A 23,565-nucleotide genomic window follows, 5' to 3' on the forward strand; every position below is an offset into this window, starting at 1 on the left:
ACCTATTTTATAACCGATCTCAGAGATACCACGTTAGATGTCCTTGCTTGCTATTGGAATCAATCACAATACAGCGTCTGTTGACTTGCGAGAGAAAGTGGCGTTCGGACCCGATAAATTGGGGCCAGCACTTGAGCAACTCAGAGAGCACGAAGCCGTAAACGGCAGTGTGATTGTTTCAACCTGTAACCGTACCGAAGTGTACTGCGACGTTAAGCAAGGAGCGCGAACTAAGCTTATCGACTGGCTAGTCCAGTTTCATCAAGTTAATCAAGAGGACTTGATGCCGAGCCTTTATGTCCATGAAGAGCAAGCGGCGATTAAGCACTTGATGCGTGTTTCTTGCGGCCTTGATTCGCTGGTACTGGGTGAACCTCAGATTTTGGGCCAGGTAAAACAGGCGTTTTCAGATGCACGTAACCACCAAGCGGTGGACGCATCTATCGATAAGTTGTTCCAAAAAACATTTTCAGTCGCCAAACGTGTTCGAACCGAAACGGATATTGGCGGTAATGCGGTCTCTGTCGCTTATGCAGCCTGTACTTTGGCTAAGCATATTTTTGAATCTTTGGCTGATTCAACCGTTTTGCTCGTTGGCGCGGGTGAAACCATCGAGTTGGTGGCGAAACATTTAGCGTCGAACGGCTGTACCAAAATGATCGTCGCCAACCGAACCAGAGAACGCGCGTTAGGTTTGGCTGAACAGTTTGGCGCTGAAGTCATTAGTTTGACTGAAATTCCAGACCATTTACCAAGAGCGGACATTGTTATCAGCTCGACAGCGAGTCCATTGCCTATTATTGGCAAGGGGATGGTTGAAACGGCCTTGAAAAAGCGTCGTCATCAGCCAATCTTGTTAGTGGATATCGCCGTGCCACGAGATGTGGAGGCACAAGTTGGCGAATTGAGCGATGCTTACTTATATTCGGTGGATGATTTGCAATCAATCATTGATAGCAATATCGAACAGCGTAAAGTTGAAGCAATTCAAGCTGAAGCGATCGTAAGTGAAGAAAGTGCCGCATTTATGACTTGGGTGCGTTCACTGCAAGCGGTCGATAGTATTCGAGACTATCGCAAGTCAGCCAACGAAATTAGAGAAGAATTGCTCAGTAAGAGTTTGCAATCATTAGCAATTGGCACTGATCCAGAAAAAGTGCTGCGCGAACTTAGCAATAAACTCACAAATAAACTGATTCATGCTCCAACTCGCGCATTGCAAAGTGCGGCAGAGCAGGGCGAGCCAGCAAAATTAACGGTTATCCGCCAAACTCTTGGCTTAGATGATCTATAACTCACGCTTTTTATTAAGAAAACGACACTATGAAAGCCTCTATTCTAACTAAGCTAGAATCGCTAGTAGAACGCTACGAAGAAGTTCAACACCTTCTTGGTGATCCTGATGTAATTGGTGATCAGAACAAATTCCGAGCTCTATCAAAAGAGTACTCTCAACTTGAGGAAGTCACCAAATGCTTCCAAGCTTACCAACAAGCTCAAGATGACCTTCTAGCCGCTGAAGAGATGGCAAAAGAAGACGACGAAGAAATGCGTGAAATGGCGCAAGAAGAGATCAAAGACGCGAAAGCGGCGATTGAACGTCTGACTGATGAGCTGCAAATTCTACTTCTTCCTAAAGATCCAAACGATGATCGTAACTGTTTCTTAGAAATTCGCGCAGGTGCGGGTGGTGATGAAGCAGGTATTTTTGCGGGCAACCTATTCCGTATGTACTCAAAATTTGCGGAGAAAAAAGGCTGGCGCGTTGAAGTCATGAGCTGCAACGAGTCTGAGCAAGGCGGCTACAAAGAGATGATCGCGAAAGTGAGTGGTGACGGCGCATACGGCGTGCTGAAGTTTGAGTCGGGCGGTCATCGTGTACAACGTGTACCTGAAACGGAATCTCAAGGCCGTGTGCATACCTCTGCTTGTACCGTTGCAGTGATGGCTGAAATCCCAGAAGCTGAGTTACCAGAAATTAAAGCGGCTGATCTGAAAATCGATACATTCCGTGCTTCAGGCGCGGGTGGTCAGCACGTTAACACCACGGATTCTGCAATCCGTATTACCCACTTACCAACGGGTACCGTTGTAGAGTGTCAAGACGAACGTTCACAGCATAAAAACAAAGCGAAAGCGATGCAGGTGCTCGCCGCTCGTATCGTACAAGCTGAAGAAGCTCGTCGCGCAGCTGAAGTATCTGATACTCGACGCAATCTACTTGGTTCTGGTGACCGCAGCGACCGTATCCGCACATACAACTACCCACAAGGTCGCGTTTCTGATCACCGTATCAACTTAACGGTATACCGTTTGAATGAAGTGATGGAAGGGGATCTTGCTAGCTTGATTGAACCTGTGATTCAAGAGCACCAAGCGGATCAGTTAGCGGCGCTAGCAGAGCACGGCTAATCGATGAGCCCAGTTCAATCTATTGAGCAAGCACTGAAAAGTGCGACGGCAACGTTGACAGAAGGCGGCAAGGAGTCGCCTTCTCTTGATGCTGCTGTACTTCTTTGTCATGTTCTGGCTAAGCCACGATCGTATCTCATGACTTGGCCAGAAAAATTATTGGAATCAGAGCAACAAGCTCAATTTGAAGCTCTGTTAGAAAGACGCATTGCTGGTGAGCCAGTGGCTTACATCATCGGCGAGCGTGAATTCTGGTCTCTCCCGTTAAAAGTGTCACCATCGACGTTAATCCCAAGGCCAGATACCGAACGTTTAGTTGAGCTGGCACTGGACAAAACGTACCAACAATCTGGGCCTATCTTAGATCTAGGCACGGGTACAGGGGCGATTGCTTTAGCGTTAGCTTCAGAGTTACCGGATCGTCAAGTGATGGGGGTAGACCTAAAGCAAGAAGCGAAAGAGCTTGCCCAGTTAAATGCAGCGCAACTGAATATTAAAAATGTGACGTTTGCTCAAGGTAGTTGGTTTGAACCTATTGCCTCTGGAACAAAGTTTGCTTTAATTGTCTCCAACCCACCGTACATCGATGAACAAGATCCGCATTTGTCTCAAGGTGATGTTCGTTTTGAGCCAAAATCGGCATTAGTTGCGGATGAAAATGGCTTAGCGGATATTCGTCATATCTCTGATCTTGCTCGTCAATATTTGGAAGAGGGTGGGTGGCTCGCCTTTGAACATGGTTATGATCAAGGTGAAGCCGTTCGTGAGATTATGGTTGATTTCGGCTTTGACCAAGTCGTGACAGAAAAAGACTATGGCGACAATGATCGAGTGACACTTGGTTGCTATCAGCCAAAATCATAACGAGCAAGTCAGCAGTCACTTATAAAAGAGAAATGAAATGTACGTAGCTCTAAAACACATTCACCTAGTCACGATCGCATTGAGTGCGACGTTGCTATCGCTTCGATTCGCGTTGTTGATGATGGACTCTCCAAAACGCAATAATCGCTTCCTGAAAGTTTTTCCACACATCGTGGATACGGCATTATTGCTGTCTGGTATTGGCTTGATCATGGTGACAGGGTTTATTCCGTTTACGGATACCGCGCCTTGGCTAACCAATAAAATCACGTGTGTGCTTGCGTACATTGCTCTTGGGTTCTTTGCACTTAAGATGGCTAAAAACAAATTATTAAGAATTTTTGCCTTTTTCGGTGCGCTAGGTTGGCTAGTCATGGCTGCCAATATTGCAGTATCTAAAAATCCAAACTTATTTGGGTAATCTTCATGCTTGAGTTTTTTGACGAAGATTTTGACAACATGGCACTGGTTGAGGGAGCGTTGGAACTAAACCGTTCCATTAACCCAGATACCAATGTGCACTGGGCGAAACTAGAATTGGAACGCCTTTACCAAGAAGCAGAAGCTATCCTCGTTCATGAAAGTGATGAAGAACAACGTTTTGATTCTTTCTTACGCCTGTTCTTCTATGAGTGGGGCTTTAAAGGGGATGAACAGGAATACTTCATCTCTGATAATAGCTTTATCGATAAAGTGCTAGAGCGCAAAAAAGGCATTCCGGTCAGTTTAGGGGCTATCTTACTATACTTGGGTAATCGCTTGGGCTTTCCAGTAAAGGGTGTGACTTTTCCTACCCAGTTCTTATTGAAAGTTGATTGGATGCACAAATCTCCGGACTATATTAACCCGTTTAACGGTGAGTATGTCGGAGAACGAATTCTTCAAGCTTGGTTGATTGGTCAAGAGGGACCTCTTGCAATTTTAAAACCGGAGCACTTTGAAGAAGCGGATAACCCGACGGTTATTGGTCGCTGGTTGGCGTTGATTAAAAGTGCTTTACTCAGAGAAGAGCGATATACGCTGGCTCTGCGCTGTACGAATTTGGCATTGACGTTTGTACCTGATGACCCGTACGAAATTCGAGACCGTGGCTTTATTTTTCAGCAACTCGAGTGCCACCAAATTGCGGTTTCTGATTTTCAGTACTTTATTGACCAATGCCCAGATGATCCGTCTTCAGAGCTACTAAAATCACAAGTTAATGTGATGAGCGAAAAGGCAGTCACACTTCACTAATTTTATCGATGTGCTAAATAATCAGCGTGTCGAGGACAGAACAAAGAGAATCAAAATGGAACAGAAAATCGTTAATATTGGTGACATTCAAGTTGCTAACGATAAGCCGTTTACCCTATTCGCAGGTATGAACGTGCTTGAATCACGCGATCTTGCTATGCAGATCTGTGAACACTACGTGAAAGTGACAGATAAGCTAGGTATCCCATACGTATTTAAAGCGTCGTTTGATAAAGCTAACCGCAGTTCTGTTCATTCATACCGTGGTCCTGGCCTAGAAGAAGGTATGAAAATCTTCCAAGAGTTGAAAGATACTTTCGGTGTGAAGATCATCACAGACGTTCATACTGAAGCGCAAGCACAGCCAGTTGCTGATGTGGTTGACGTAATCCAGCTTCCAGCATTCCTTGCTCGCCAAACTGACCTTGTTGAAGCAATGGCGAAAACAGGCGCAGTGATCAACGTGAAGAAACCTCAATTTATGAGCCCAGGTCAAGTGGGTAACATTGTTGAGAAGTTCGCAGAGTGTGGAAATGAAAACATCATTCTTTGTGAGCGCGGTTCTTGTCACGGCTACGACAACCTAGTGGTTGATATGCTTGGTTTTGGTGTGATGAAAAACGCATCGAAAGGCAGCCCAATCATCTTTGACGTAACGCACTCACTACAAATGCGTGATCCATCTGGCGCTGCGTCTGGCGGTCGTCGTGAGCAAACAGTTGAACTTGCGAAAGCAGGTCTAGCAACTGGTATTGCAGGTCTATTTATTGAAGCGCACCCAAATCCAGATCAAGCGCGTTGTGATGGTCCATCTGCGCTGCCGCTAGACAAACTAGAACCGTTCCTAGCACAAATGAAATCACTAGACGATCTAATCAAGAGCTTTGCAGACATCGATATCAAATAGTCGGTTGTTGTGAATGTTTAAATGAAATGGTCAGCCTGTGTGCTGGCCATTTTTGTATCGACACATTCATTCTGCCTCACTATCCTTTTCTCGCTTCTCGCTTCTCGCTTCTCGCTTCCTTACACCATTTTGATTATGTCTATAATTTGCTTAGATTTGCGGCGAACTGGTTCGCTATGAGCAAAGTGCGTCGCAGAAACATGAAATCAATACCTTAGTGATTTACACTAGCGCCAAGTTTGCGTGTTTTAGCACAATGAGAACCCCGTTTCTTGATTGCTGATCGCGTAATGCAGTGGACCCCAGACGATAAAAAGGTAAAACAATGAAGCAACGCCTGATTGTAAAAACCGCTTTAAGTGCCGCTATCTTGGCAACTCTTGCCGGATGTGCCACGCAACCAGCACATGAATGGAATGAAGACACAACTTACAAACTGACAGTACTGCACACCAATGACCACCACGGTCGCTTTTGGCAAAACAAGTATGGTGAGTACGGCATGGCGGCGCGTAAGACGCTGATTGATGAACTGCGTGCAGAGATTCAAGCCGAAGGCGGTGGCGTGCTTCTACTATCAGGTGGTGATATCAACACAGGTGTTCCTGAGTCTGACTTACAAGATGCTGAGCCTGACTTCAAAGGCATGAGTAAAATTGGCTACGATGCGATGGCGCTGGGTAACCACGAATTCGATAACCCACTGGAAGTACTGTTCAAACAGCAAGAGTGGGCAAACTTCCCAATGCTGTCTGCCAATATTTACGACAAAGAAACCGGCGAGCGATTGTTCCAACCTTATGCCATGTTCAACAAGCAAGGCATCAAGATTGCCGTGATCGGCCTTACGACAGAAGACACTGCAAAGCTAGGTAACCCAGAGTACATTGGTCAAGTTGACTTCCGTGATCCGAAAGAAGAAGCGAAGAAGCTGATTGCTGAACTGAAGCAAACTGAAAAGCCAGACCTTATCTTTGCAGTGACACACATGGGTCACTACGAAAATGGCAACCGTGGTGTAAATGCTCCCGGTGACGTGGCGTTGGCGCGTTACCTAAATGAAGGCGATTTGGACATGATTGTGGGTGGTCACTCACAAGAGCCTGTATGTATGGAAGGGCCAAACGTCATTCAGAAGAACTTTAAGCCGGGTGACGAATGTAAGCCAGATGAGCAAAACGGTACTTACATCGTGCAAGCGTACGAGTGGGGTAAGTATGTGGGTCGTGCAGATTACGAGTTCCGCAACGGCGAGTTGTCGATGGTGAGCTATGACCTGATTCCCGTGAACTTGAAGAAGAAAATCAAAGTGAATGGTGAATCTCAACGTGTCTTGGTTCAAGATGAAATTGCACAAGACTCGGCAATGCTGGATTTTCTTCGCCCTTACCAAGAAAAAGGTCAGGGTCAGTTGAATGTAAAAATTGCCGAATCTAATGGCAAGCTGGAAGGTGACCGCAACGTTGTTCGTTTCCAACAAACCAACCTTGGTCGTTTGATTGCCACTGCCCACATGGAGCGCGCTAAAGCAGACTTTGCGGTAATGAACTCAGGCGGTGTACGTGATTCGATTGAAGCGGGGGATATCACCTACAAAGACGTGCTGACGGTTCAGCCATTTGGCAATATGGTTTCTTATGTCGACATGACGGGTAAAGAAGTGCGTGAGTATCTGAATGTTGTCGCAACGAAACCGGCTGACTCTGGCGCGTATGTTCAGTTTGCTGGTATTTCAATGACAGTAGAAAACGGCAAAGTATCGAACGTATTGATCGGTGGTAAGCCACTTCGTCTCGATGGTGAGTACCGCTTTACGGTACCAAGTTATAACGCTTCTGGCGGTGATGGTTATCCGAAAATTAATACTCATCCAGGTTACGTAAACACGGGTTTTACCGATGCAGAGGTATTGAAAGAGTACTTAGAGTCACACAGCCCAATTGACGTAAATGAATACGCACCGTCTGGTGAGATGATATATAAGTAATCGAGTGAGTTGATGTAAAAAGCGATTGACTCAAACTTGTTGATCCCATTAACTTAAAGCGCTGTTTCCAACGAGGAGCAGCGTTTTTTGTTTTATAAGGAGAATCTTGATGACTCCGGCCATTAATCTTGCGAAAAAGAAAAAAGTGTCACACACCATTCACCAATATGAGCACGATCCAAGAGCAGACAGCTATGGATTAGAAGCGGCAGAGGTATTGGGACAAGATCCGAAGAAAGTTTTTAAAACCTTATTGTTCTGTTTGAACGGTGAGCCAAAGAACCTTGCGGTTGCGATTATCCCGGTTGATCAAAAGCTAAACCTAAAATTGGCAGCGAAAGCGGCGAAGGGCAAAAAGGCTGATATGGCCGATCCGGAAATCGCGCAAAAGACCACGGGGTATGTAGTTGGTGGGATCAGTCCATTGGGGCAGAAGAAAGCACTACCGACTTTTTTGCACGAAAGCGCAACAGAGCAAGACACAATCTGTGTGAGTGCAGGTAAACGCGGGTTAGAAATTGAGTTAGCCCCGAACGATTTGTTGCTTTTAACTCGTGGTCAATTTGCACCTTTGTGTTTGTAATTGACGGAAAGATAAAGAAAAAGGACGCGATTTAGCGTCCTTGTTGATTTTTGAGCATCTGAGTTATTTTTTCAAACTCAATGTTCCGCCTGAGCGTTTTGTCGGCTTACTTGGCTTAGTTGAATTTGGGTTCATGTAATGCTGCTTAGGCTTACTCGGTGTGTGTGGTTTGCCGTGATCGTCTTTCGCTTTGCGATGTTCGCCTTGAGGTTTCGGAGAGTAATGCTCTCTTGCTGGGCGTCCACTTTCATTATCATGCTGACGACGTTGTTGGCCTTTTTTCGAGCTAGGTGCGTGGCGGAACTCATCAGCATTGTTACCACGGAATGTACGTGTTTTTTGGTTACGACGTGCTGTAGAGCTTTGGTTTTCTTCACGGCTATCAAACAGCTTTGCATCTGTTGCTTTGCGTATGTGACGACCTTTAGCGTCATTTTTTGAGGCTTCTTCTGTACCGACCGAACCCTCGCACATTGCAAGTATCTCAGAGACTTCGTCATCAGTTAGGTAACGCCATTTACCATTTGGAATGCCATCAATTGAGATATTCATGATGCGCACGCGGCGTAGCTTGAATACTTCATAACCCAGCGCTTCACACATTCGGCGAATCTGACGGTTCAATCCTTGCGTTAAAACAATACGGAAAGAGAATTTTGTCTCTTTTGTGACCTTACATGGCAAAGTGACGGTATCAAGAATGTTAACGCCACTGGACATCTGCTTGAGGAATTCGCCAGTAATCGGTTTATCGACACGAACCACATATTCTTTTTCGTGGTTATTCCCTGCGCGAAGGATTTTATTGACGATATCGCCATCGTTGGTCAGAAAAATCAAACCGTCTGATGGTTTATCTAAGCGACCAATAGGGAAAATGCGTTTTTTGTGGCCGATAAAGTCCACGATGTTTCCGGGAATATCACGCTCAGTGGTACAAGTTATGCCCGTTGGTTTGTTCAATGCAATGTAAATAGGCTTCTCTTTTGTCGCCACTGGTTTGCCATCGACACAAACATCATCACCTGGCAGAACTTTCGTTCCCATTTCAGGTTGCTGACCATTAATAGTCACTCGGCCTTGCTCGATCAAACGGTCCGCTTCACGACGTGAGCAGAACCCAGTTTCACTGATGTATTTATTTAAGCGTTTTGCGTTGTCTTGGGACATGTTGTACTCCTAACGTTTCACAACGGCGGTTAATCGAAGTTGCTTGCTCTGTCATGCAGGTCAAGCAGAATAAGGTCGGGCATTCTAGCATTGAGCATCTGGTTAACCTAACCGTTTTTGATGGCGCTCTCGGGTTTCCATCTTCTTCTCAGCACTTTTTCTTAAAAGCACGTAAACGGCACCACTACCACCATGAAACTTTTGTGCGGTATGCACACATTGCACTTCTCGTATCTGTTGCAACCAACTACTTACAAAGCTTTTCATCAATGCTGGTGGATTAGAGCGCTCACCGCGGCCATGTACTATTGTGACGGTGCGAATGTCCATCTCAATGCACTGCTTGAGGAATTTTACAATTTCATCGCGTGCTTCTTTTAATGTCTTACGGTGCAGATCAAGGCGAGCTTGAATTGGGTACTTACCAAGGCGTAGTTTGCGGTACACACCATCTTGTACACCATCACGCTTAAACTCGATGAAGTCATCGGGTTTGAGCATGTCAGCATGATCGATAGACAGGTATTCGGGGTCGTCTTCTGTCAACCAAATTGCAGCTTCACGCTTTGCAAGGTGAGCATCAGTGACTTGGTGCACTTTTTTATGTTCAGCGGTATCGTGGTTGATTGGCTTCACGTCGCCCATCATCTGTTGAAACAGATCAAAATCGTCGTCTTGAGACATAACGGCAATCTCATAAAGATTAGGATAAGTAGAGGTAATTATATCAAGGACGAGTGTGATTGGATCAATAAAAAACCGGAGTAGGCAAGTGGCCAACTCCGGTGCAAAGCGTATCTAGAGCTAAGCGAGATCTAGTGAGGAGATTTGTCGTTCATAACCTTGTAGATGAAGAAACCGCCGTAAAACAACATCAGACTAAATGCCCCAAAGATGACTACCATTGATGACAGTCCAACCGCATTACCAAATAGGAGATCGAGCCAAAAGTCCATGTGTTTCCTCCAAGATTGTTCCGACAAGACTCAAGGTAATTGTTGGTGTTTTTTTATACACTGATCTGGATCAATAATGTTACCAAGGTTAATAAGCTGTGTTTTATTGTGAGTTCTTAGTCACATTTTACGTGCTAGTGTTTAGTAATTAACCAAACAAACCTGAGGGTTACTTTTTTTTGTAAAAAGCACTTGCGTCTCTCAGGATAATCCGTAATATACGCATCCGTTGACGGGGATAAGTCCTCAGTTAAACAACTCGGTGAATAGCGCAGCTTGGTAGCGCATCTGGTTTGGGACCAGAGGGTCGGGGGTTCGAATCCCTCTTCACCGACCACTTTTAGAAAGCCTGCTCAATGAGCAGGCTTTCGTCGTTTTAGCGGTTGCAAATGTAACTTTGATAGTATCGAACCAAATGGGGTTCGCCTGAAGTTAGAACATGGCTCTTCACCGACACATATTGAGAAAAAGGCTCTACAGAAATGTAGAGCCTCAGACTGCTGACAAAGGTCTAGCTTTCAAGCTAGACCTTTGATCTAATAGGGGTATCGAAATATGGATACTCCGACATGCTTCAAGAACCGACTCCGCAACAATACGAACTGGAAATGGTAACGATGGAACAGTTGGTTCCTAAAGACCATTTAGTGCGTAAAATCGATAATGCTATCGACTTTGAATTCATTCGTGATGAAGTCGCTCATCTTTATTGTAAAGATAATGGGCGTCCACCTGTTGACCCTGTTCGTCTCTTCAAAATCATCTTACTTGGCTACATCTTTGGCATAAAAAGTGAGCGTCAGCTCGTTAAAGAAATTGAAGTGAATGTCGCTTACCGTTGGTTCTTACGGATGTCATTAACAGAGAAAGTCATTCACGCATCTACTCTCAGCCAAAACCGCATTCGTCGCTTTAATGGCACGGATGTATTCGAACGTATTTTTATTAATATCGTAGAGCAAGCCATATCGAAAGGTTTGGTCGCGGGTCAAGAGCTCTTTACGGACAGTACTCATCTCAAAGCGAACGCCAACAAGAATAAACACACCAATAAAGTCACGGCGGTTCGCGCGAGTGCCTATCTTGATATGCTGGATGAAGACGTCACGTTAGACCGAGAAATAGCGGGCAAGAAGCCGCTTAAGGCTCGCGGATCAGAGTCAAAAACAAAGAATACTAAAACCAGTACTACTGACCCAGAGAGTGGCTTCATGACTCGTGATAATAAGCCACAAGGCTTCTTCTATCTCGACCATAGAACCGTTGATGGTCAACACGGAATTATCCTCGATACCTATACCACTGCAGGTAACATCAATGACTCACAACCTTACGTTCAACGCTTAGATTACACGCTTGCCACATTCCAATTGAACCCGATAGCTGTTGGACTGGATGCAGGCTACTTTACCGCCCCAGTGGCGGAGTCACTTGAACGTCGAGGTATTCTTGGCGTGTTCGGTTATCGACGCCCATCGAGAACGAAAAATACATTCAAAAAGAAACACTTTACTTACGACGCACAAAGAGACAGCTACCAATGCCCGAATGGTCAGGAGTTGCTTTATAAAACCACATCACGTGATGCCTACCGAGAATACCATTCAGACCCCAAAGAGTGTGCGTTCTGTCCAATGAGGAATGACTGCACTCAAAGCAAAAACATGAAGAAAGTGATTGCTCGGCATATCTATAGCGATGCAGTAGAGAGAGCAAATCAAATGCGGCTCTCTTCCTACGGAAAAAAGACTTATCGACGTCGAAGTGAAACCGTAGAACGGAGCTTCGCAGACGCCAAGCAACATCATGGTCATCGTTATGCTCGCTTTCGAGGTCTAGCCAATGTGCAAATGCAATGTTGGTTGGCAGCAGCAGCTCAAAACATCAAGAAGATAGCGTTGGTGATGAGTTATCTACGAAAAATGGGCTTAAACATGGCAGAAATAAGGCAAATACTTGCTTCTGTATGCCTATGTAATGAATGGAAACTTCTGCGCACGATATAACAAAAAATATCGCGATCGCGACCTACGGTCGCTTCCAAAAAAGAACCCCGCTTAAAAAGCGGGGTTCGTCATCAATCTGAGGCTCTACAGAAATGTAGAGCCTTTTTCGTTTTTGGTGATATTTGTTTGGGACCAGAGAGTCGGGGTCTGGTGCGCCAGTCCGATGGAAGCTTAGTCCTCTGAAGGCCAAAGCGAGTCGAATCTCTAGTGCACGTCCATGCTATGACTCAATCACTATTATATATCACAATGAATTTTGTGAGTTTTTCCTAATGGCTCGATATCAAAACCTTGCTTTTCGAGCAGTTCGATCAAATTGTCTTTCCCTAGCAAGTGTAAACTCCCGACTACAATCGTATAGCGCCCCATTTTTTTAGGCAGTACGGATCCTGTGGTTAACTTTTCTGCCCAATCGCGGTTACGTGCATACAGAAATGCTTCGTTAAACGCGTCACTTGATTCCTCACTCATAGCGACTTGTTCAAGTGACTGTCCATCCCCGTTTTTCCAACTATCAATTAAACATTGCACAAGTTTTTCACCACCGTCGAACTCATCAATCGACGCCAGCAGTAACTCTTTCCCACCATCGGGTTGGCTGGTTAAGAGGTCGATTTGAAATTGCAATGATTCTAAAGGAATAACGTCGATATGTTTCGTTTCCGCAAGGTCTATGAGGTGCATATCGACCCCTTGATCTGGCTTATAGCCAAGCTGATTCATCAGCGACATTTGAATAGTGAGGGCGGAGGCCCAGGGCGGCGCATCAAGCAATTGTCTTTCTTGAAAACCGAGCTCGGTTGCAATTGCCGCTAAATGCATTCGTTCTTTTTTGCTTAGTACGTCTTTGGCATAAATGGTCGGTGCTGGATAAATGACGTTTTTTGCATCATGGATATTCGCTTCGATAATCAAGCCATCACTGTTATCAAGAAACTGGGTTACGGCTTTTGGCAGTGGGTACATGCTGCTATCGCCCACATGAACCGACCCAATGATCATGTATTCAATCTCCCCTTTTTTTGCTAACCAATGCTGAGGTTCTGCATGAGCGCCATGAGATGACAAAAATACAAAGAGAGATGAGATAACTGACAAGAGTCGAAACATATTTTGCTCCTCGAATTCAATATGCATCTTATCTATATCATGCTTCGGCAAAAACGTCATTTTTAAAAATATTGACGAGTTTTGACGATAAGGAAATGAGAGTCAATTCACAAAAGCGCTCCAATTGAGTTTGTTGTAAATGAAGCACCAAGTGGCAGTTCGTGATCAAAATCTTATAAAACACATGTTCACACAAAGAAATTTGTGACATTTCTCGCAACAAACTCGTCAAAAAAATATATTCGTTTTTGACGTTTTTGTTAAGTTGTTGAATTTATTTGTTTTATGTTTTTATGCCATTAGTCAAGTTTGACCTGGATCACTTCTTAATTTTATTAATTTTACGCTTAGAAATAACTGCTTGTATGTTGAATACAACTGTTAAGCACCTCGTATTTGGGTGCACATAAATTTTGATAAATGTCGTTTTGAACCACTGACTTTTTGGGGAAAGTAAGATGTTGAAACATAGTCTGATTGCTGCTTCTGTTATTGCTACATTGGCAGGTTGCTCTTCACTACAGAATTCTGAGCAACAAGTTGTAAACTCTCTGGCTGACAACCTTGATATTCAATATGAAGTATTAACTAACCACGGTGCTAACGAAGGTCTTGCATGTCAAGACATGGGTGCAGAGTGGGCGTCTTGCAATAAAGTAAACATGACATTGGTTAACCAAGGCGAAGCGGTTGAGTCTAAAGATTGGGCTATCTACTTCCACAGCATCCGTCTGATTCTGGATGTTGATAACGAACAATTTAAAATCTCTCGTGTAACGGGCGATCTACACAAGCTAGAACCAACAGACAAGTTTGATGGTTTCGCTGCTGGTGAAGAAGTGGTTCTTCCTCTTGTCGCTGAATACTGGCAGTTATTTGAAACTGATTTTATGCCGGGTGCATTTGTTGCAGCGCCAAACGCTGAACCTAAGATGATTGCGTCACTGAACACAGAAGATGTGGCATCTTTCGTGACTGGTCTTGACGGTAACAACCTAAAACGTACTCCGGATGACAACAACATCATGGCAAATGCTGTCTCTCGTTTTGAGAAGAACGAAGATCTAGCAAAACAAGATGTATCTACGACGTTACTACCAACGCCAATGCACGTGAAAGCGGGCCAAGGCACAGTAGACATCGCAGGTGGTATTGCGCTGCCTAAAGACGCATTCGATGCGGCTCAATATGCAGCAATTCAAGATCGTGCAGAAGTGGTAGGTGTGGATGTTCGTGGTGATGTTCCTGTTAGCATCACGCTAGTTCCTGCAGACTTCACCGGTGAATTGGCAAAATCTGGTGCTTATGATATGAGCATCAACGGCAATGGTATTGTGATTAAGGCGTTTGACCAAGCAGGTGCGTTTTACGCAGTACAATCTATCTTTGGCCTGATAGATAGCCAAAATGCTGATTCTCTACCACTACTGTCGATTCAAGATGCACCTCGTTTTGATTACCGTGGTGTGATGGTGGATGTCGCTCGTAACTTCCACTCTAAAGACGCAATTCTTGCAACGCTTGACCAAATGGCAGCGTACAAGATGAACAAACTTCACCTTCACCTAACCGATGATGAAGGCTGGCGTTTAGAAATCCCGGGTCTGCCTGAGCTGACAGAAGTGGGCGCTAACCGTTGTTTCGATTTGGAAGAGAAAAGCTGTTTACTGCCTCAGCTAGGCTCTGGTCCAACGACAGACAACTTTGGCTCTGGCTACTTCAGCAAAGCAGACTACGTGGACATCCTAAAATATGCGAAAGCACGTAACATTGAAGTGATTCCAGAAATCGATATGCCAGCGCACGCTCGTGCAGCGGTAGTATCAATGGAAGCGCGTTACGACCGTCTCATGGAAGAAGGTAAAGAAGCAGAAGCGAACGAATACCGCCTGATGGATCCTCAAGATACATCGAACGTCACGACGGTTCAGTTCTACAACAAGCAAAGCTTCATCAACCCATGTATGGAATCTTCAACTCGCTTTGTTGATAAAGTGATTTCAGAAGTAGCAGCAATGCACCAAGAAGCGGGCGCGCCATTAACGACATGGCACTTCGGTGGCGATGAAGCGAAGAACATCAAGCTAGGAGCGGGCTTCCAAGACGTTAACGCAGAAGACAAAGTAAGCTGGAAAGGCACGATTGATCTGTCTAAACAAGACAAGCCATTTGCACAGTCTCCGCAATGTCAGACGCTAATTACAGACGGCACAGTAAGCGACTTTGGTCACCTACCAAGCCACTTTGCAGAACAAGTCTCTAAGATTGTGGCAGAGAAGGGCATTCCAAATTTCCAAGCTTGGCAAGACGGCCTTAAGTACAGCGAAGGTGAGAAAGCATTCGCGACAGAAAACACGCGTGTTAACTTCTGGGACGTTCTTTACTGGGGCGGCACTTCATCAGTGTACGAGTGGTCTAAGAAAGGTTACGACGTGATCGTTTCTAACCCAGATTACGTGTACATGGACATGCCATACGAAGTTGACCCGAAAGAGCGTGGTTACTACTGGGCAACGCGTGCAACAGACACTCGTAAAATGTTTGGCTTTGCACCAGAGAACATGCCTCAGAACGCAGAAACGTCTGTAGATCGCGATGGCAACGGCTTTACGGGCAAAGGTGAAATCGAAGCGAAACCTTTCTACGGTCTATCAGCACAGCTTTGGTCAGAGACAGTACGTAACGACGAGCAATACGAGTACATGGTATTCCCTCGCGTACTCGCAGCGGCTGAGCGTGCATGGCACCGTGCTGATTGGGAAAACGACTACAAAGTGGGTGTTGAATATTCGCAAAACTCTAACCTTGTAGACAAAGCAGCGCTAAACCAAGATTACAACCGCTTTGCGAACGTACTTGGTCAACGTGAACTGGCTAAGCTAGAAAAATCTGGTATTGACTACCGCCTACCTGTACCAGGTGCGAAAGTGGAAGATGGTAAGCTAGCAATGAACGTTCAATTCCCAGGCGTAACACTTCAATACTCTCTGGATGGTGAGAACTGGCTAACTTATGCAGACAATGCTCGTCCAAATGTGACTGGTGAAGTCTTCATCCGCTCGGTATCTGCGACAGGTGAGAAAACAAGCCGCGTGACTAGCGTGAAGTAATGTTGTTAAGGTCAACAGACCTTAATCATTCACTAAATTCATTGTTCTTTACTCAAAGCCCTCAACTTATGTTGGGGGCTTTATTTATTTTGAGTAGGAAAATAAGTGTGATCAATGTCTTGTTATTTTCCATCAATAAATAAGTCACTCGTTTAGAACCTGATATTTATTGTGATCTTGGTTTTGATTTAACGTGCAAATAAACAACTTATCCCGATCGTCATCACACTTTTATTTTTGATGCATTTTTAGGTAAATGCATAAGTTGCTGTATATAAAGGTTTTATTTTGAATAAAAAAATATGAATTTGAAACAGATCACTGTTCCAAGTGATTTATTTTTCAATGCGAATTAATTCTAGCAGTATTGCCGGCGTCAGGGAGGCACATCCCAAAGTTTGCGGTGGGAGGGAAGTGATACCCCATTATACAACCGCATAACGTGAACAAATAAAGGCAGTAATTATGAAAAACGTTTTCGCACTAAGTGCACTATCTCTTGTTTTCGCTTCTAGCGCTTTCGCTGGTTCTTCTTACGTAACGGGTAATGTTCAGTTCCACTCTGATCTACAACCTAATGCGACATCTACTTTGGAAGCTGGCCACACTTTCGATACAGGCACAACAATCCTAACTGAGTTTGACGGTATTTCTCTTGGTAAGTACGACAATAAAGCAATTCAAGACTCAGGCCTTGGCAACTCACCATACATCACATTAGGTATCGAGCAGAGCTACTCTTTTAATGACAACCTATGGGTTGCTGTTGGTTACCACCACTTACTAAACAATGGCGAGACTGTACAATACCGTCCGCTGGTTAAAATTGGCTATAACTTCGATAACGGTATTGCTATCAGCAACCGCACTCGTTACCACGACGTAAAAGATGGCAATGATCAACTACGTTTTGATAACCGTATTGGTTACGCAGTGAATGAAGAGCTCGCATTAAGCTACAACAACGTTTATGTACGTACAGACAACGCTGACAACTCGATGGACCACGAGCTACGTGCAACGTGGACACGCAGCGGTGTTCAACCTTACTTCGAGTACCGCAACCAAGGTAATGGTACGGACTTCACTAACAACGCGTTCGTATTTGGTGCGTCTTACGGTTTCTAATGAGTCCTAGTTGTTCATAGTTAATGAACACATTATAAGCTGAGCAAATGCTATTAGCTTTACGAGCGACCTTGATACGATAGAGGTCGCTTTTTTCATTTTGTGAAATGAAGAAAGGATCGCCTTAATGATTTACTGGCTTGGGGATGCAGCGGAGTGGTGATTCATTAACTCGATAATTTAACGACGTGTTGATGGAAAGGCTTAACTAGATTAGATCAACGCAGTTAGGGAAAATGGCCCGCTAAGGGGAGTTGCGAGCCATAATCTAAAAGAGGCGCGTTAACGCATTGGTGTTTCTAGCAACTGAATGGCTCTGTCTACCGCGTTATTGATCACTTCATTGCTGTCTAGCTTTCCAGAACCCGCAGGGCCAAGAGCACAAGCAAATAACGCCAACTGTTTGTCAAAAGGCAAATTCAGTTGATCATATAAGTTTTGTCGAATCTTGGCGTGTTGTTCTGGTTCCTGATTAGCAAGGCTAACAAGCGTGTCATAAATAAGTGCTTTCATAAATTTTCCTTTTTATTGCACGGGGTGCATATCCATTTTATGGTGTTATGCGCAATAAATCAGGAGAGTCAGTCACACAACCACACCTTGCTGTAAGAAACTTTCACAATAATCGTGATCTTACTATACCCAAACAACTTGAGGTTACTTGGGTATGTAAATTACTGGTCGTTCCCTTTGTGGTAGCGGTATTCGTACACTTGACCTTTTTCGTTGTAGGCGTATACAGCGTAACTGTCTTTTTTATCACCATATTCCATGCCAGGAGATCCCATTGGCATTCCTGGAACCGCAAGACCTTTCGCATTTTTAGGTGGGTTTTCCAAAAACGCTTTAATATCGTCGGCAGGAATATGACCTTCAAATACATAGCCATCAATTTCTGCGGTGTGGCAAGAGTAAAGCTGTTCGTTCTTGATGCCTAAATCGCGTTTGATCGCATTCATATCATCATGCAGCTTTTCTTCTACAGTAAAGCCGTTCTCTTCCATGTGTTTTGTCCATTCGCCACAGCAGCCACAGTATGGCGATTTGTGGTTGATGACATCAGCAGCTAATACGTTCGCCGATGTGACAGCAAGCATTGTAAAGGTCAATAGTTTCAACTTCATAGTATCCTCGAGAAGAAGTGTCGCTTACTTAATGGTAAACAGTCGTAGTCGATTTGCGTTACTGACGACCGTGATTGAAGACAGTGCCATCGCTGCGCCGGCAACGACAGGACTGAGCAAAAATCCAAACGCTGGGTAAAGTACGCCTGCAGCGATAGGGATACCCAACGAGTTATAAACAAAGGCGCCGAACAAATTTTGCTTCATGTTCTTAAGTGTAGCGCGAGAGAGTTCAATCGCATGTACGACGGCCATTGGTGATGTATTAAGAATGGTCATTTGTGAGCTTTCGATTGCTACATCACTGCCACTTCCCATTGCGACGCCAAGATCAGCCAACGCAAGGGCTGGTGCGTCATTGATGCCATCACCGATCATTGCAACCGTACGGCCTTGAGATTGCAACAATTTGATGTGTTGTGCTTTCTCGTCGGGCATCACTTGAGCAATGACTTCATCAATGCCGAGTTCCTTGCCGATGGCGTTGGCAACATGTTGGTTGTCGCCAGTGAGCATGACGGTTTTAATGCCCTGCGATTTTAATGCAGACACCGCTTGTTTAGCGTCAGGTTTAATCGGATCAGCGATGGCTATTAAACCAATCAATTCGTTATTAAGCGCGACAGCTACAGGTGTCCACGCGTTATTAGCACAATCTTCAATCGCTTGTTCCATTAGGGTGGTATCAATCTGTTGTGCCTGCATAAATTGCAATGAGCCAATGAATAGCGGTTGTGCTTGATAATGAGCAGTGATGCCACGGCCACGAATGTTCTCGAATGCGCTTAACTCAATACTTTCTGTATTGTGTTGCTTAGCGTAATCACACACAGCTTTTGCCAACGGGTGCTCCGATTGACGCTCTGCTGCGTATGCCAGAGCCAGTAAGTGCTCTTGGCTGGTGGCGTGAGTAAACACTTGCTGCACACTCGGTTTACCTTGAGTCAGCGTCCCCGTTTTATCGAATACGACGGTGTCGATTTTGCTCGCCAGTTGCAGTGCATCGGCGTCTTTAATCAAAATGCCTAGTTCTGCGGCTTTACCGACACCAACGGTGACTGACAGCGGTGTTGCCAAGCCTAGCGCACAAGGGCAGGCGATAATTAGCACGGTGGTAGTGACCACAAGCATGTAGCTGGCTTTAGGCTCTGGACCTACAGCGAACCAAACCAAAGCGGCAAGAATCGCAATGCCGACTACGACAGGAACAAACACCGCTGAAATCTGGTCTGCTAGTTTGGCAATGGCTGGCTTACTGCTTTGTGCTGTACGAACCATGCGAATGATGCGAGCCAGCATGGTATTAGCTCCAATGCCTGTCGCCTCAATGATTAGTGCGCCGTCAGTATTTAATGTGCCTGCAGAAACTGGGGTATCTTGCACTTTTAAAACAGGGATAGGTTCACCAGTCAGCATGGACTCATCCAAGTAAGACTCGCCTTGAACAACGACACCATCAACGGGCACTTTCTCGCCGGGCTTAATGCGCAGTTTCATGCCTAATGTGATTTGTTCAACCGCGATTTGTTGATCGCCACTTTCGGTAATCACGGTAGCTTGTTGAGGTTGCAGGTTAATCAGTGCCTGCAGTGAGCGTGTTGTATTTGCCTTTGCTTTGGCTTCTATATAGTGGCCAAGTGAAATCAAACCAATGATCATGGCACTGGCTTCAAAGTACACATGACGTGAAGCAAGTGGGAACCAGTCAGGAAAAACGACGACGAGCATAGAGTAAAACCATGCCGCACCCGTACCTAAAGCCACGAGTGTGTCCATAGTGGCGCGTTTGTGAGTGGCCGCTAACCATGCGTTAGTAAAAAAGTGTTTACCTGCTGTCGCGAGTAACAATAGACATAGCACACCAATGATGCCCCATGTCAGTTGATCATTGGTATTACGAATCATCATATTACCGCCGAATAGCCCCCACAACATCAGTGGTGCACCTACTACCAAGCCAGCAATCGCATCAAGCTTAAAGCGTTTTTGCTGCGCAAGTTGTTGAGCCGTTTGCTTTTCTTGTTGAGTTGCAGCGTCTTGTAGAATTTCTGCTTGGTAACCTGCTTGTTTTACAGCATCCATAATCGTTTGTTGAAGCGCCTCAGAATCTTCAACGGCAAAGACGAGTGCGCTTTGCTCTGCAAGGTTCACTTGCGCTTTTTCAATGCCTGTGACGTTAGTGAGTGCTTTCTCTACGGAAGAGACGCAGCTTGCACATGTCATGCCTTGAATCAGCATTTGCAATTGAATACTTGCTGGTGGCACCTGAACATCATCAATGTTGCTTTGCTTTTCTACCGGCTCAGTTTTTGGTGAGTTTTTTTCTTCTACTTCAATCGAATCAAGGCTGGCGGTATAGCCGAGTGTTGCCACGAGATCGATCACTTGCTGCTCTGAGAGTAGTGTTGTGATATCGAGTTGGGTTGTCGAAGCTTGAAACGCGATCACGTCTTGGTTCGATTCTAATAACGAAGACAGTTTTTTTACACAGCCGCCGCAACTCAATCCACTGAGGTGCATTTGGTATTGATGTCCAGCGTGATAACCCAGAGATTCGATCGATTCAACAATGGAAGAAAGTGCCGCGTCGGTTTTTAGTTCAACCATTGTTGGGGACAAATTAATGATCTCCACACTATGGTTGGCATGTAAAGCGTTCTCCACTTTTCTTGCACAACCCATGCAGTTGAGCCCTGACATAGGTACAACGAACTGATACATAATTTGTCCTCATTAATACGAATGTGGTGAGCATAAACCTTACCTCAAGGGTAAGGTCAAGTGCCATGTTGGGAGTGCAATGCTGTTTGGTTAAGGTTCATCCATCGCTGCAAACCTATGATTGTTATCAGGGAGGGGGACAAAGGCTCAGACTTATTGGTATTTCTACCGCCAATCGGCACTGAATGATTGTAGAATTGACTTACGGTGGTAAAATGTCGCCACTTTTATCCTTGACATAACAACGAGCGCAGGCTTGTTGATCATAATCCTAAGGAACTCAAATGACGGTTAAAACTCGTTTTGCTCCTAGCCCAACTGGCTACCTTCACGTTGGTGGTGCTCGCACAGCACTATACTCTTGGCTATTCGCTAAAAACAATGGCGGTGAATTCGTACTACGTATTGAAGACACGGACTTAGAGCGTAACTCTCAAGAAGCGGTTGACGCGATCATTGAGGGTATGGAATGGCTAGGTCTTGAGTGGAACGAAGGTCCTTACTTCCAAACTCAACGTTTTGACCGTTACAACGAGATGGTTGATAAGCTACTTGCTGAAGACAAAGCCTACAAATGTTACGCATCTAAAGAATTACTAGATGAAGTACGTGCTGAGCAAGAAGCAAACAAAGAGATGGCTCGTTACGATGCTAACCATCCAAAGATCAAAGCGGCAAATGATGCAGCGAAAGATGGTGATCCATGCGTAATTCGTTTCCGCAATCCAAAAGACGGCAGTGTGGTATTTGATGATCAAATCCGTGGTCGTATTGAGATCAGCAACACGCAAATGGATGATCTGATCATCCGTCGTACTGATGGCTCACCAACGTACAACTTCTGTGTAGTGGTTGATGACTGGGATATGGGTATTACTCACGTTATTCGTGGTGAAGACCATATCAACAATACGCCTCGTCAGATCAACATTTATGAAGCACTTGGTGCACCAGTACCAACATTTGCTCACTGTGCAATGATCCTAGGTGATGATGGTGCAAAACTGTCTAAGCGTCATGGTGCGGTATCAGTTATGCAATACCGTGATATGGGTTACCTACCAGCGGCATTGAACAACTACCTAGTGCGTCTTGGTTGGTCTCACGGTGACCAAGAGATCTTCTCTCAAGAAGAGATGATTGAATTCTTCAGCCTAAATGCAATCTCTAAATCTGCATCTGCATTTAACACTGATAAACTACTATGGTTGAACAACCATTACATTAAAAACTCTGATCCAGCGTACGTAGCAGAACATCTGCAATGGCACCTAGATGAGCAAAAACTGGATGTAGCTAATGGCCCTGCTATCACAGAAGTGATCAAGCTTGTGGGTGAGCGTTGTAACACACTGGTAGAACTTGCTGAGCAAATTCGTTACTTCTACGAAGATTTCTCTGAGTTTGAAGCGGGTGCAGCGAAGAAACACCTACGTGGTGTTGCAAAAGAACCTCTAGAAGCGGCACTAGCGAAAGTTGAAGCTATCACTGAGTGGACAACAGAAAACCTACACCAAATGATTGCAGACGTATGTGCTGAACTTGAAATTGGTATGGGTAAGATCGGTATGCCACTACGTGTAGCAGTAACAGGTGGCGGTCAATCTCCATCAGTTGATGCAGTAATGCAGCTTGTTGGTCAAGAGCGTTGTATCGCTCGTATTAAGATGGCACTTGCATTCATTGCTGAGCGTGAAGCAAACGCATAATTACCCATCTATTATGAAAAACCGCGGTAACTTCCGCGGTTTTTTTGTGCCTAAAACGATTTTATCTCGAACAAAATTTAACCATAAAAGTTCAACAGACCTTAATATTGAACAAAATTGAATTAGTTTTTCTAATCAATATATAACCCTCCTAAATGTTTAATCCCCACTTTCATTCGCGCTATCTTTCTGAAATTAAAAATAATTCTAAAAGTTCCATAGTTATCGTCTCATTAATGAGAAATAAATTTGCTTTACGTCATCTATTTTGAATTTTTAGGCAAACGTTTGCCCTGTTGTGGTTGCTAGGTTTGGTGTGGCATGGATCACATAAAAAGTGGTTTTTCGATGACATTAAATTGACAGAGTTGGGATTTGTCTTGGGATTTCTTGGAGTTATAGTGCTCGGCGTCAGTGAGACATACCCAAGTAACTTTTAACAATACGAAAGGAAGTTACTTCGGTATCACACTCAAAGGAACTGAATAAAAAATAGAAATACAACGTCAGTTAGGCGACGCATTTCGTTAACGAACAAAAAG

General features: G+C 44.7%; 19 protein-coding genes and 1 tRNA gene. 13 read left to right on the forward strand and 7 right to left on the reverse strand.

Features of this window, described 5'->3' with window-relative positions:
• The first annotated feature begins 37 nt into the window (after positions 1-37).
• The 8 genes from hemA (at position 38) to ybaK (ending at position 7,989) form a co-directional block, all read left to right on the forward strand.
• Entirely contained in the window at positions 38-1,294 is a 1,257-nt protein-coding gene (hemA, locus tag VA249_RS03525) for a glutamyl-tRNA reductase (RefSeq protein ID WP_221068931.1), read from the forward strand.
• A gap of 29 nt (positions 1,295-1,323) precedes the next feature.
• Positions 1,324-2,412: a peptide chain release factor 1 gene (gene prfA / locus VA249_RS03530; RefSeq protein ID WP_211919848.1), complete on the forward strand. Its 1,089-nt coding sequence runs from the start codon at positions 1,324-1,326 to the stop codon at positions 2,410-2,412.
• 3 nt (positions 2,413-2,415) lie between these two features.
• Complete coding sequence (gene prmC, locus VA249_RS03535) at positions 2,416-3,276, forward strand: peptide chain release factor N(5)-glutamine methyltransferase (RefSeq protein ID WP_211919847.1); 861 nt, start codon at positions 2,416-2,418, stop codon at positions 3,274-3,276.
• A 37-nt stretch (positions 3,277-3,313) separates the two neighbouring features.
• Complete coding sequence (locus VA249_RS03540; RefSeq protein ID WP_221068933.1) at positions 3,314-3,697, forward strand: SirB2 family protein; 384 nt, start codon at positions 3,314-3,316, stop codon at positions 3,695-3,697.
• Positions 3,698-3,702: 5 nt separating this feature from the next.
• Positions 3,703-4,512 carry a SirB1 family protein gene (locus VA249_RS03545; RefSeq protein WP_128811422.1) on the forward strand — a complete coding sequence of 270 codons (810 nt, stop codon included), beginning with the start codon at positions 3,703-3,705 and terminating at the stop codon, positions 4,510-4,512.
• Positions 4,513-4,567: 55 nt separating this feature from the next.
• Positions 4,568-5,419, forward strand: a complete 852-nt coding sequence (gene kdsA / locus VA249_RS03550) for a 3-deoxy-8-phosphooctulonate synthase (protein ID WP_005438608.1) — start codon at positions 4,568-4,570, stop codon at positions 5,417-5,419.
• 325 nt (positions 5,420-5,744) lie between these two features.
• Positions 5,745-7,406, forward strand: a complete 1,662-nt coding sequence (gene ushA / locus VA249_RS03555) for a bifunctional UDP-sugar hydrolase/5'-nucleotidase UshA (protein WP_221068935.1) — start codon at positions 5,745-5,747, stop codon at positions 7,404-7,406.
• A gap of 109 nt (positions 7,407-7,515) precedes the next feature.
• Positions 7,516-7,989 (forward strand): Cys-tRNA(Pro) deacylase, encoded by a 474-nt coding sequence (gene ybaK, locus VA249_RS03560; RefSeq protein ID WP_221068937.1) that lies wholly within the window; start codon positions 7,516-7,518, stop codon positions 7,987-7,989.
• Positions 7,990-8,052: 63 nt separating this feature from the next.
• Here the strand turns inward: ybaK and rluF are convergent, their stop codons facing one another.
• From rluF to VA249_RS03575, 3 genes are all read right to left on the reverse strand, one after another.
• The gene (gene rluF / locus VA249_RS03565) at positions 8,053-9,159 is read right to left on the reverse strand and encodes a 23S rRNA pseudouridine(2604) synthase RluF (protein ID WP_221068939.1); all 1,107 of its coding nucleotides are present in this window, start codon (positions 9,157-9,159) and stop codon (positions 8,053-8,055) included.
• Between the two features lie 102 nt (positions 9,160-9,261).
• Complete coding sequence (gene smrA, locus VA249_RS03570; protein WP_221068940.1) at positions 9,262-9,843, reverse strand: DNA endonuclease SmrA; 582 nt, start codon at positions 9,841-9,843, stop codon at positions 9,262-9,264.
• Positions 9,844-9,974: 131 nt separating this feature from the next.
• Positions 9,975-10,115 carry a DUF3149 domain-containing protein gene (locus VA249_RS03575; RefSeq protein WP_128811417.1) on the reverse strand — a complete coding sequence of 47 codons (141 nt, stop codon included), beginning with the start codon at positions 10,113-10,115 and terminating at the stop codon, positions 9,975-9,977.
• 260 nt (positions 10,116-10,375) lie between these two features.
• Between VA249_RS03575 and VA249_RS03580 the strand changes: the two genes are divergently transcribed.
• Both VA249_RS03580 and VA249_RS03585 read left to right on the forward strand, forming a co-directional pair.
• Positions 10,376-10,452 (forward strand) — tRNA-Pro (locus tag VA249_RS03580).
• Between the two features lie 232 nt (positions 10,453-10,684).
• Positions 10,685-12,121, forward strand: coding sequence for an IS1182 family transposase (locus VA249_RS03585; protein ID WP_221067583.1), 1,437 nt, complete (start codon positions 10,685-10,687; stop codon positions 12,119-12,121).
• Between the two features lie 237 nt (positions 12,122-12,358).
• Here VA249_RS03585 and VA249_RS03590 read toward each other — a convergent pair whose 3' ends face one another.
• Positions 12,359-13,231, reverse strand: coding sequence for a TraB/GumN family protein (locus VA249_RS03590; RefSeq protein WP_221068941.1), 873 nt, complete (start codon positions 13,229-13,231; stop codon positions 12,359-12,361).
• Between the two features lie 458 nt (positions 13,232-13,689).
• On the opposite strand from VA249_RS03590, the gene VA249_RS03595 reads away from it, so the two are divergent.
• Positions 13,690-16,341, forward strand: a complete 2,652-nt coding sequence (locus tag VA249_RS03595; RefSeq protein ID WP_221068944.1) for a beta-N-acetylhexosaminidase — start codon at positions 13,690-13,692, stop codon at positions 16,339-16,341.
• A 465-nt stretch (positions 16,342-16,806) separates the two neighbouring features.
• Positions 16,807-17,469, forward strand: a complete 663-nt coding sequence (locus tag VA249_RS03600; RefSeq protein ID WP_211919841.1) for an oligogalacturonate-specific porin KdgM family protein — start codon at positions 16,807-16,809, stop codon at positions 17,467-17,469.
• A 282-nt stretch (positions 17,470-17,751) separates the two neighbouring features.
• Here the strand turns inward: VA249_RS03600 and VA249_RS03605 are convergent, their stop codons facing one another.
• The 3 genes from VA249_RS03605 to VA249_RS03615 all read right to left on the reverse strand — a co-directional run bounded on the left by VA249_RS03605 (position 17,752) and on the right by VA249_RS03615 (position 21,314).
• A complete protein-coding gene (locus VA249_RS03605) occupies positions 17,752-17,982 on the reverse strand; it encodes a PAS factor family protein (protein ID WP_128811414.1) in 231 nt (76 codons plus the stop codon).
• Positions 17,983-18,143: 161 nt separating this feature from the next.
• Complete coding sequence (locus VA249_RS03610) at positions 18,144-18,593, reverse strand: DUF411 domain-containing protein (protein ID WP_128811413.1); 450 nt, start codon at positions 18,591-18,593, stop codon at positions 18,144-18,146.
• 24 nt (positions 18,594-18,617) lie between these two features.
• Complete coding sequence (locus VA249_RS03615; RefSeq protein WP_221068947.1) at positions 18,618-21,314, reverse strand: heavy metal translocating P-type ATPase; 2,697 nt, start codon at positions 21,312-21,314, stop codon at positions 18,618-18,620.
• A gap of 284 nt (positions 21,315-21,598) precedes the next feature.
• On the opposite strand from VA249_RS03615, the gene gltX reads away from it, so the two are divergent.
• Positions 21,599-23,023, forward strand: a complete 1,425-nt coding sequence (gene gltX / locus VA249_RS03620; protein WP_128811412.1) for a glutamate--tRNA ligase — start codon at positions 21,599-21,601, stop codon at positions 23,021-23,023.
• Positions 23,024-23,565 lie beyond the last annotated feature (542 nt).

The sequence above is a fragment of the Vibrio alfacsensis genome (genome assembly GCF_019670485.1).
GTDB classification, from domain to species: Bacteria; Pseudomonadota; Gammaproteobacteria; order Enterobacterales; family Vibrionaceae; genus Vibrio; species Vibrio alfacsensis.

Bases quoted from the DNA above. Each gene is read 5' to 3' on its own strand.
- VA249_RS03595 (WP_221068944.1), top strand. From the start codon at position 13,690: ATGTTGAAACATAGTCTGATTGCTGCTTCTGTTATTGCTACATTGGCA.
- VA249_RS03540 (WP_221068933.1), top strand. From the start codon at position 3,314: ATGTACGTAGCTCTAAAACACATTCACCTAGTCACGATCGCATTGAGT.
- ushA (WP_221068935.1), top strand. From the start codon at position 5,745: ATGAAGCAACGCCTGATTGTAAAAACCGCTTTAAGTGCCGCTATCTTG.
- VA249_RS03585 (WP_221067583.1), top strand. From the start codon at position 10,685: ATGCTTCAAGAACCGACTCCGCAACAATACGAACTGGAAATGGTAACG.
- ybaK (WP_221068937.1), top strand. From the start codon at position 7,516: ATGACTCCGGCCATTAATCTTGCGAAAAAGAAAAAAGTGTCACACACC.
- prfA (WP_211919848.1), top strand. From the start codon at position 1,324: ATGAAAGCCTCTATTCTAACTAAGCTAGAATCGCTAGTAGAACGCTAC.
- rluF (WP_221068939.1), bottom strand. From the start codon at position 9,159: ATGTCCCAAGACAACGCAAAACGCTTAAATAAATACATCAGTGAAACT.
- gltX (WP_128811412.1), top strand. From the start codon at position 21,599: ATGACGGTTAAAACTCGTTTTGCTCCTAGCCCAACTGGCTACCTTCAC.
- prmC (WP_211919847.1), top strand. From the start codon at position 2,416: ATGAGCCCAGTTCAATCTATTGAGCAAGCACTGAAAAGTGCGACGGCA.
- kdsA (WP_005438608.1), top strand. From the start codon at position 4,568: ATGGAACAGAAAATCGTTAATATTGGTGACATTCAAGTTGCTAACGAT.
- VA249_RS03600 (WP_211919841.1), top strand. From the start codon at position 16,807: ATGAAAAACGTTTTCGCACTAAGTGCACTATCTCTTGTTTTCGCTTCT.
- hemA (WP_221068931.1), top strand. From the start codon at position 38: ATGTCCTTGCTTGCTATTGGAATCAATCACAATACAGCGTCTGTTGAC.
- VA249_RS03605 (WP_128811414.1), bottom strand. From the start codon at position 17,982: ATGAAAGCACTTATTTATGACACGCTTGTTAGCCTTGCTAATCAGGAA.
- VA249_RS03575 (WP_128811417.1), bottom strand. From the start codon at position 10,115: ATGGACTTTTGGCTCGATCTCCTATTTGGTAATGCGGTTGGACTGTCA.
- VA249_RS03545 (WP_128811422.1), top strand. From the start codon at position 3,703: ATGCTTGAGTTTTTTGACGAAGATTTTGACAACATGGCACTGGTTGAG.
- VA249_RS03615 (WP_221068947.1), bottom strand. From the start codon at position 21,314: ATGTATCAGTTCGTTGTACCTATGTCAGGGCTCAACTGCATGGGTTGT.
- VA249_RS03610 (WP_128811413.1), bottom strand. From the start codon at position 18,593: ATGAAGTTGAAACTATTGACCTTTACAATGCTTGCTGTCACATCGGCG.
- VA249_RS03590 (WP_221068941.1), bottom strand. From the start codon at position 13,231: ATGTTTCGACTCTTGTCAGTTATCTCATCTCTCTTTGTATTTTTGTCA.
- smrA (WP_221068940.1), bottom strand. From the start codon at position 9,843: ATGTCTCAAGACGACGATTTTGATCTGTTTCAACAGATGATGGGCGAC.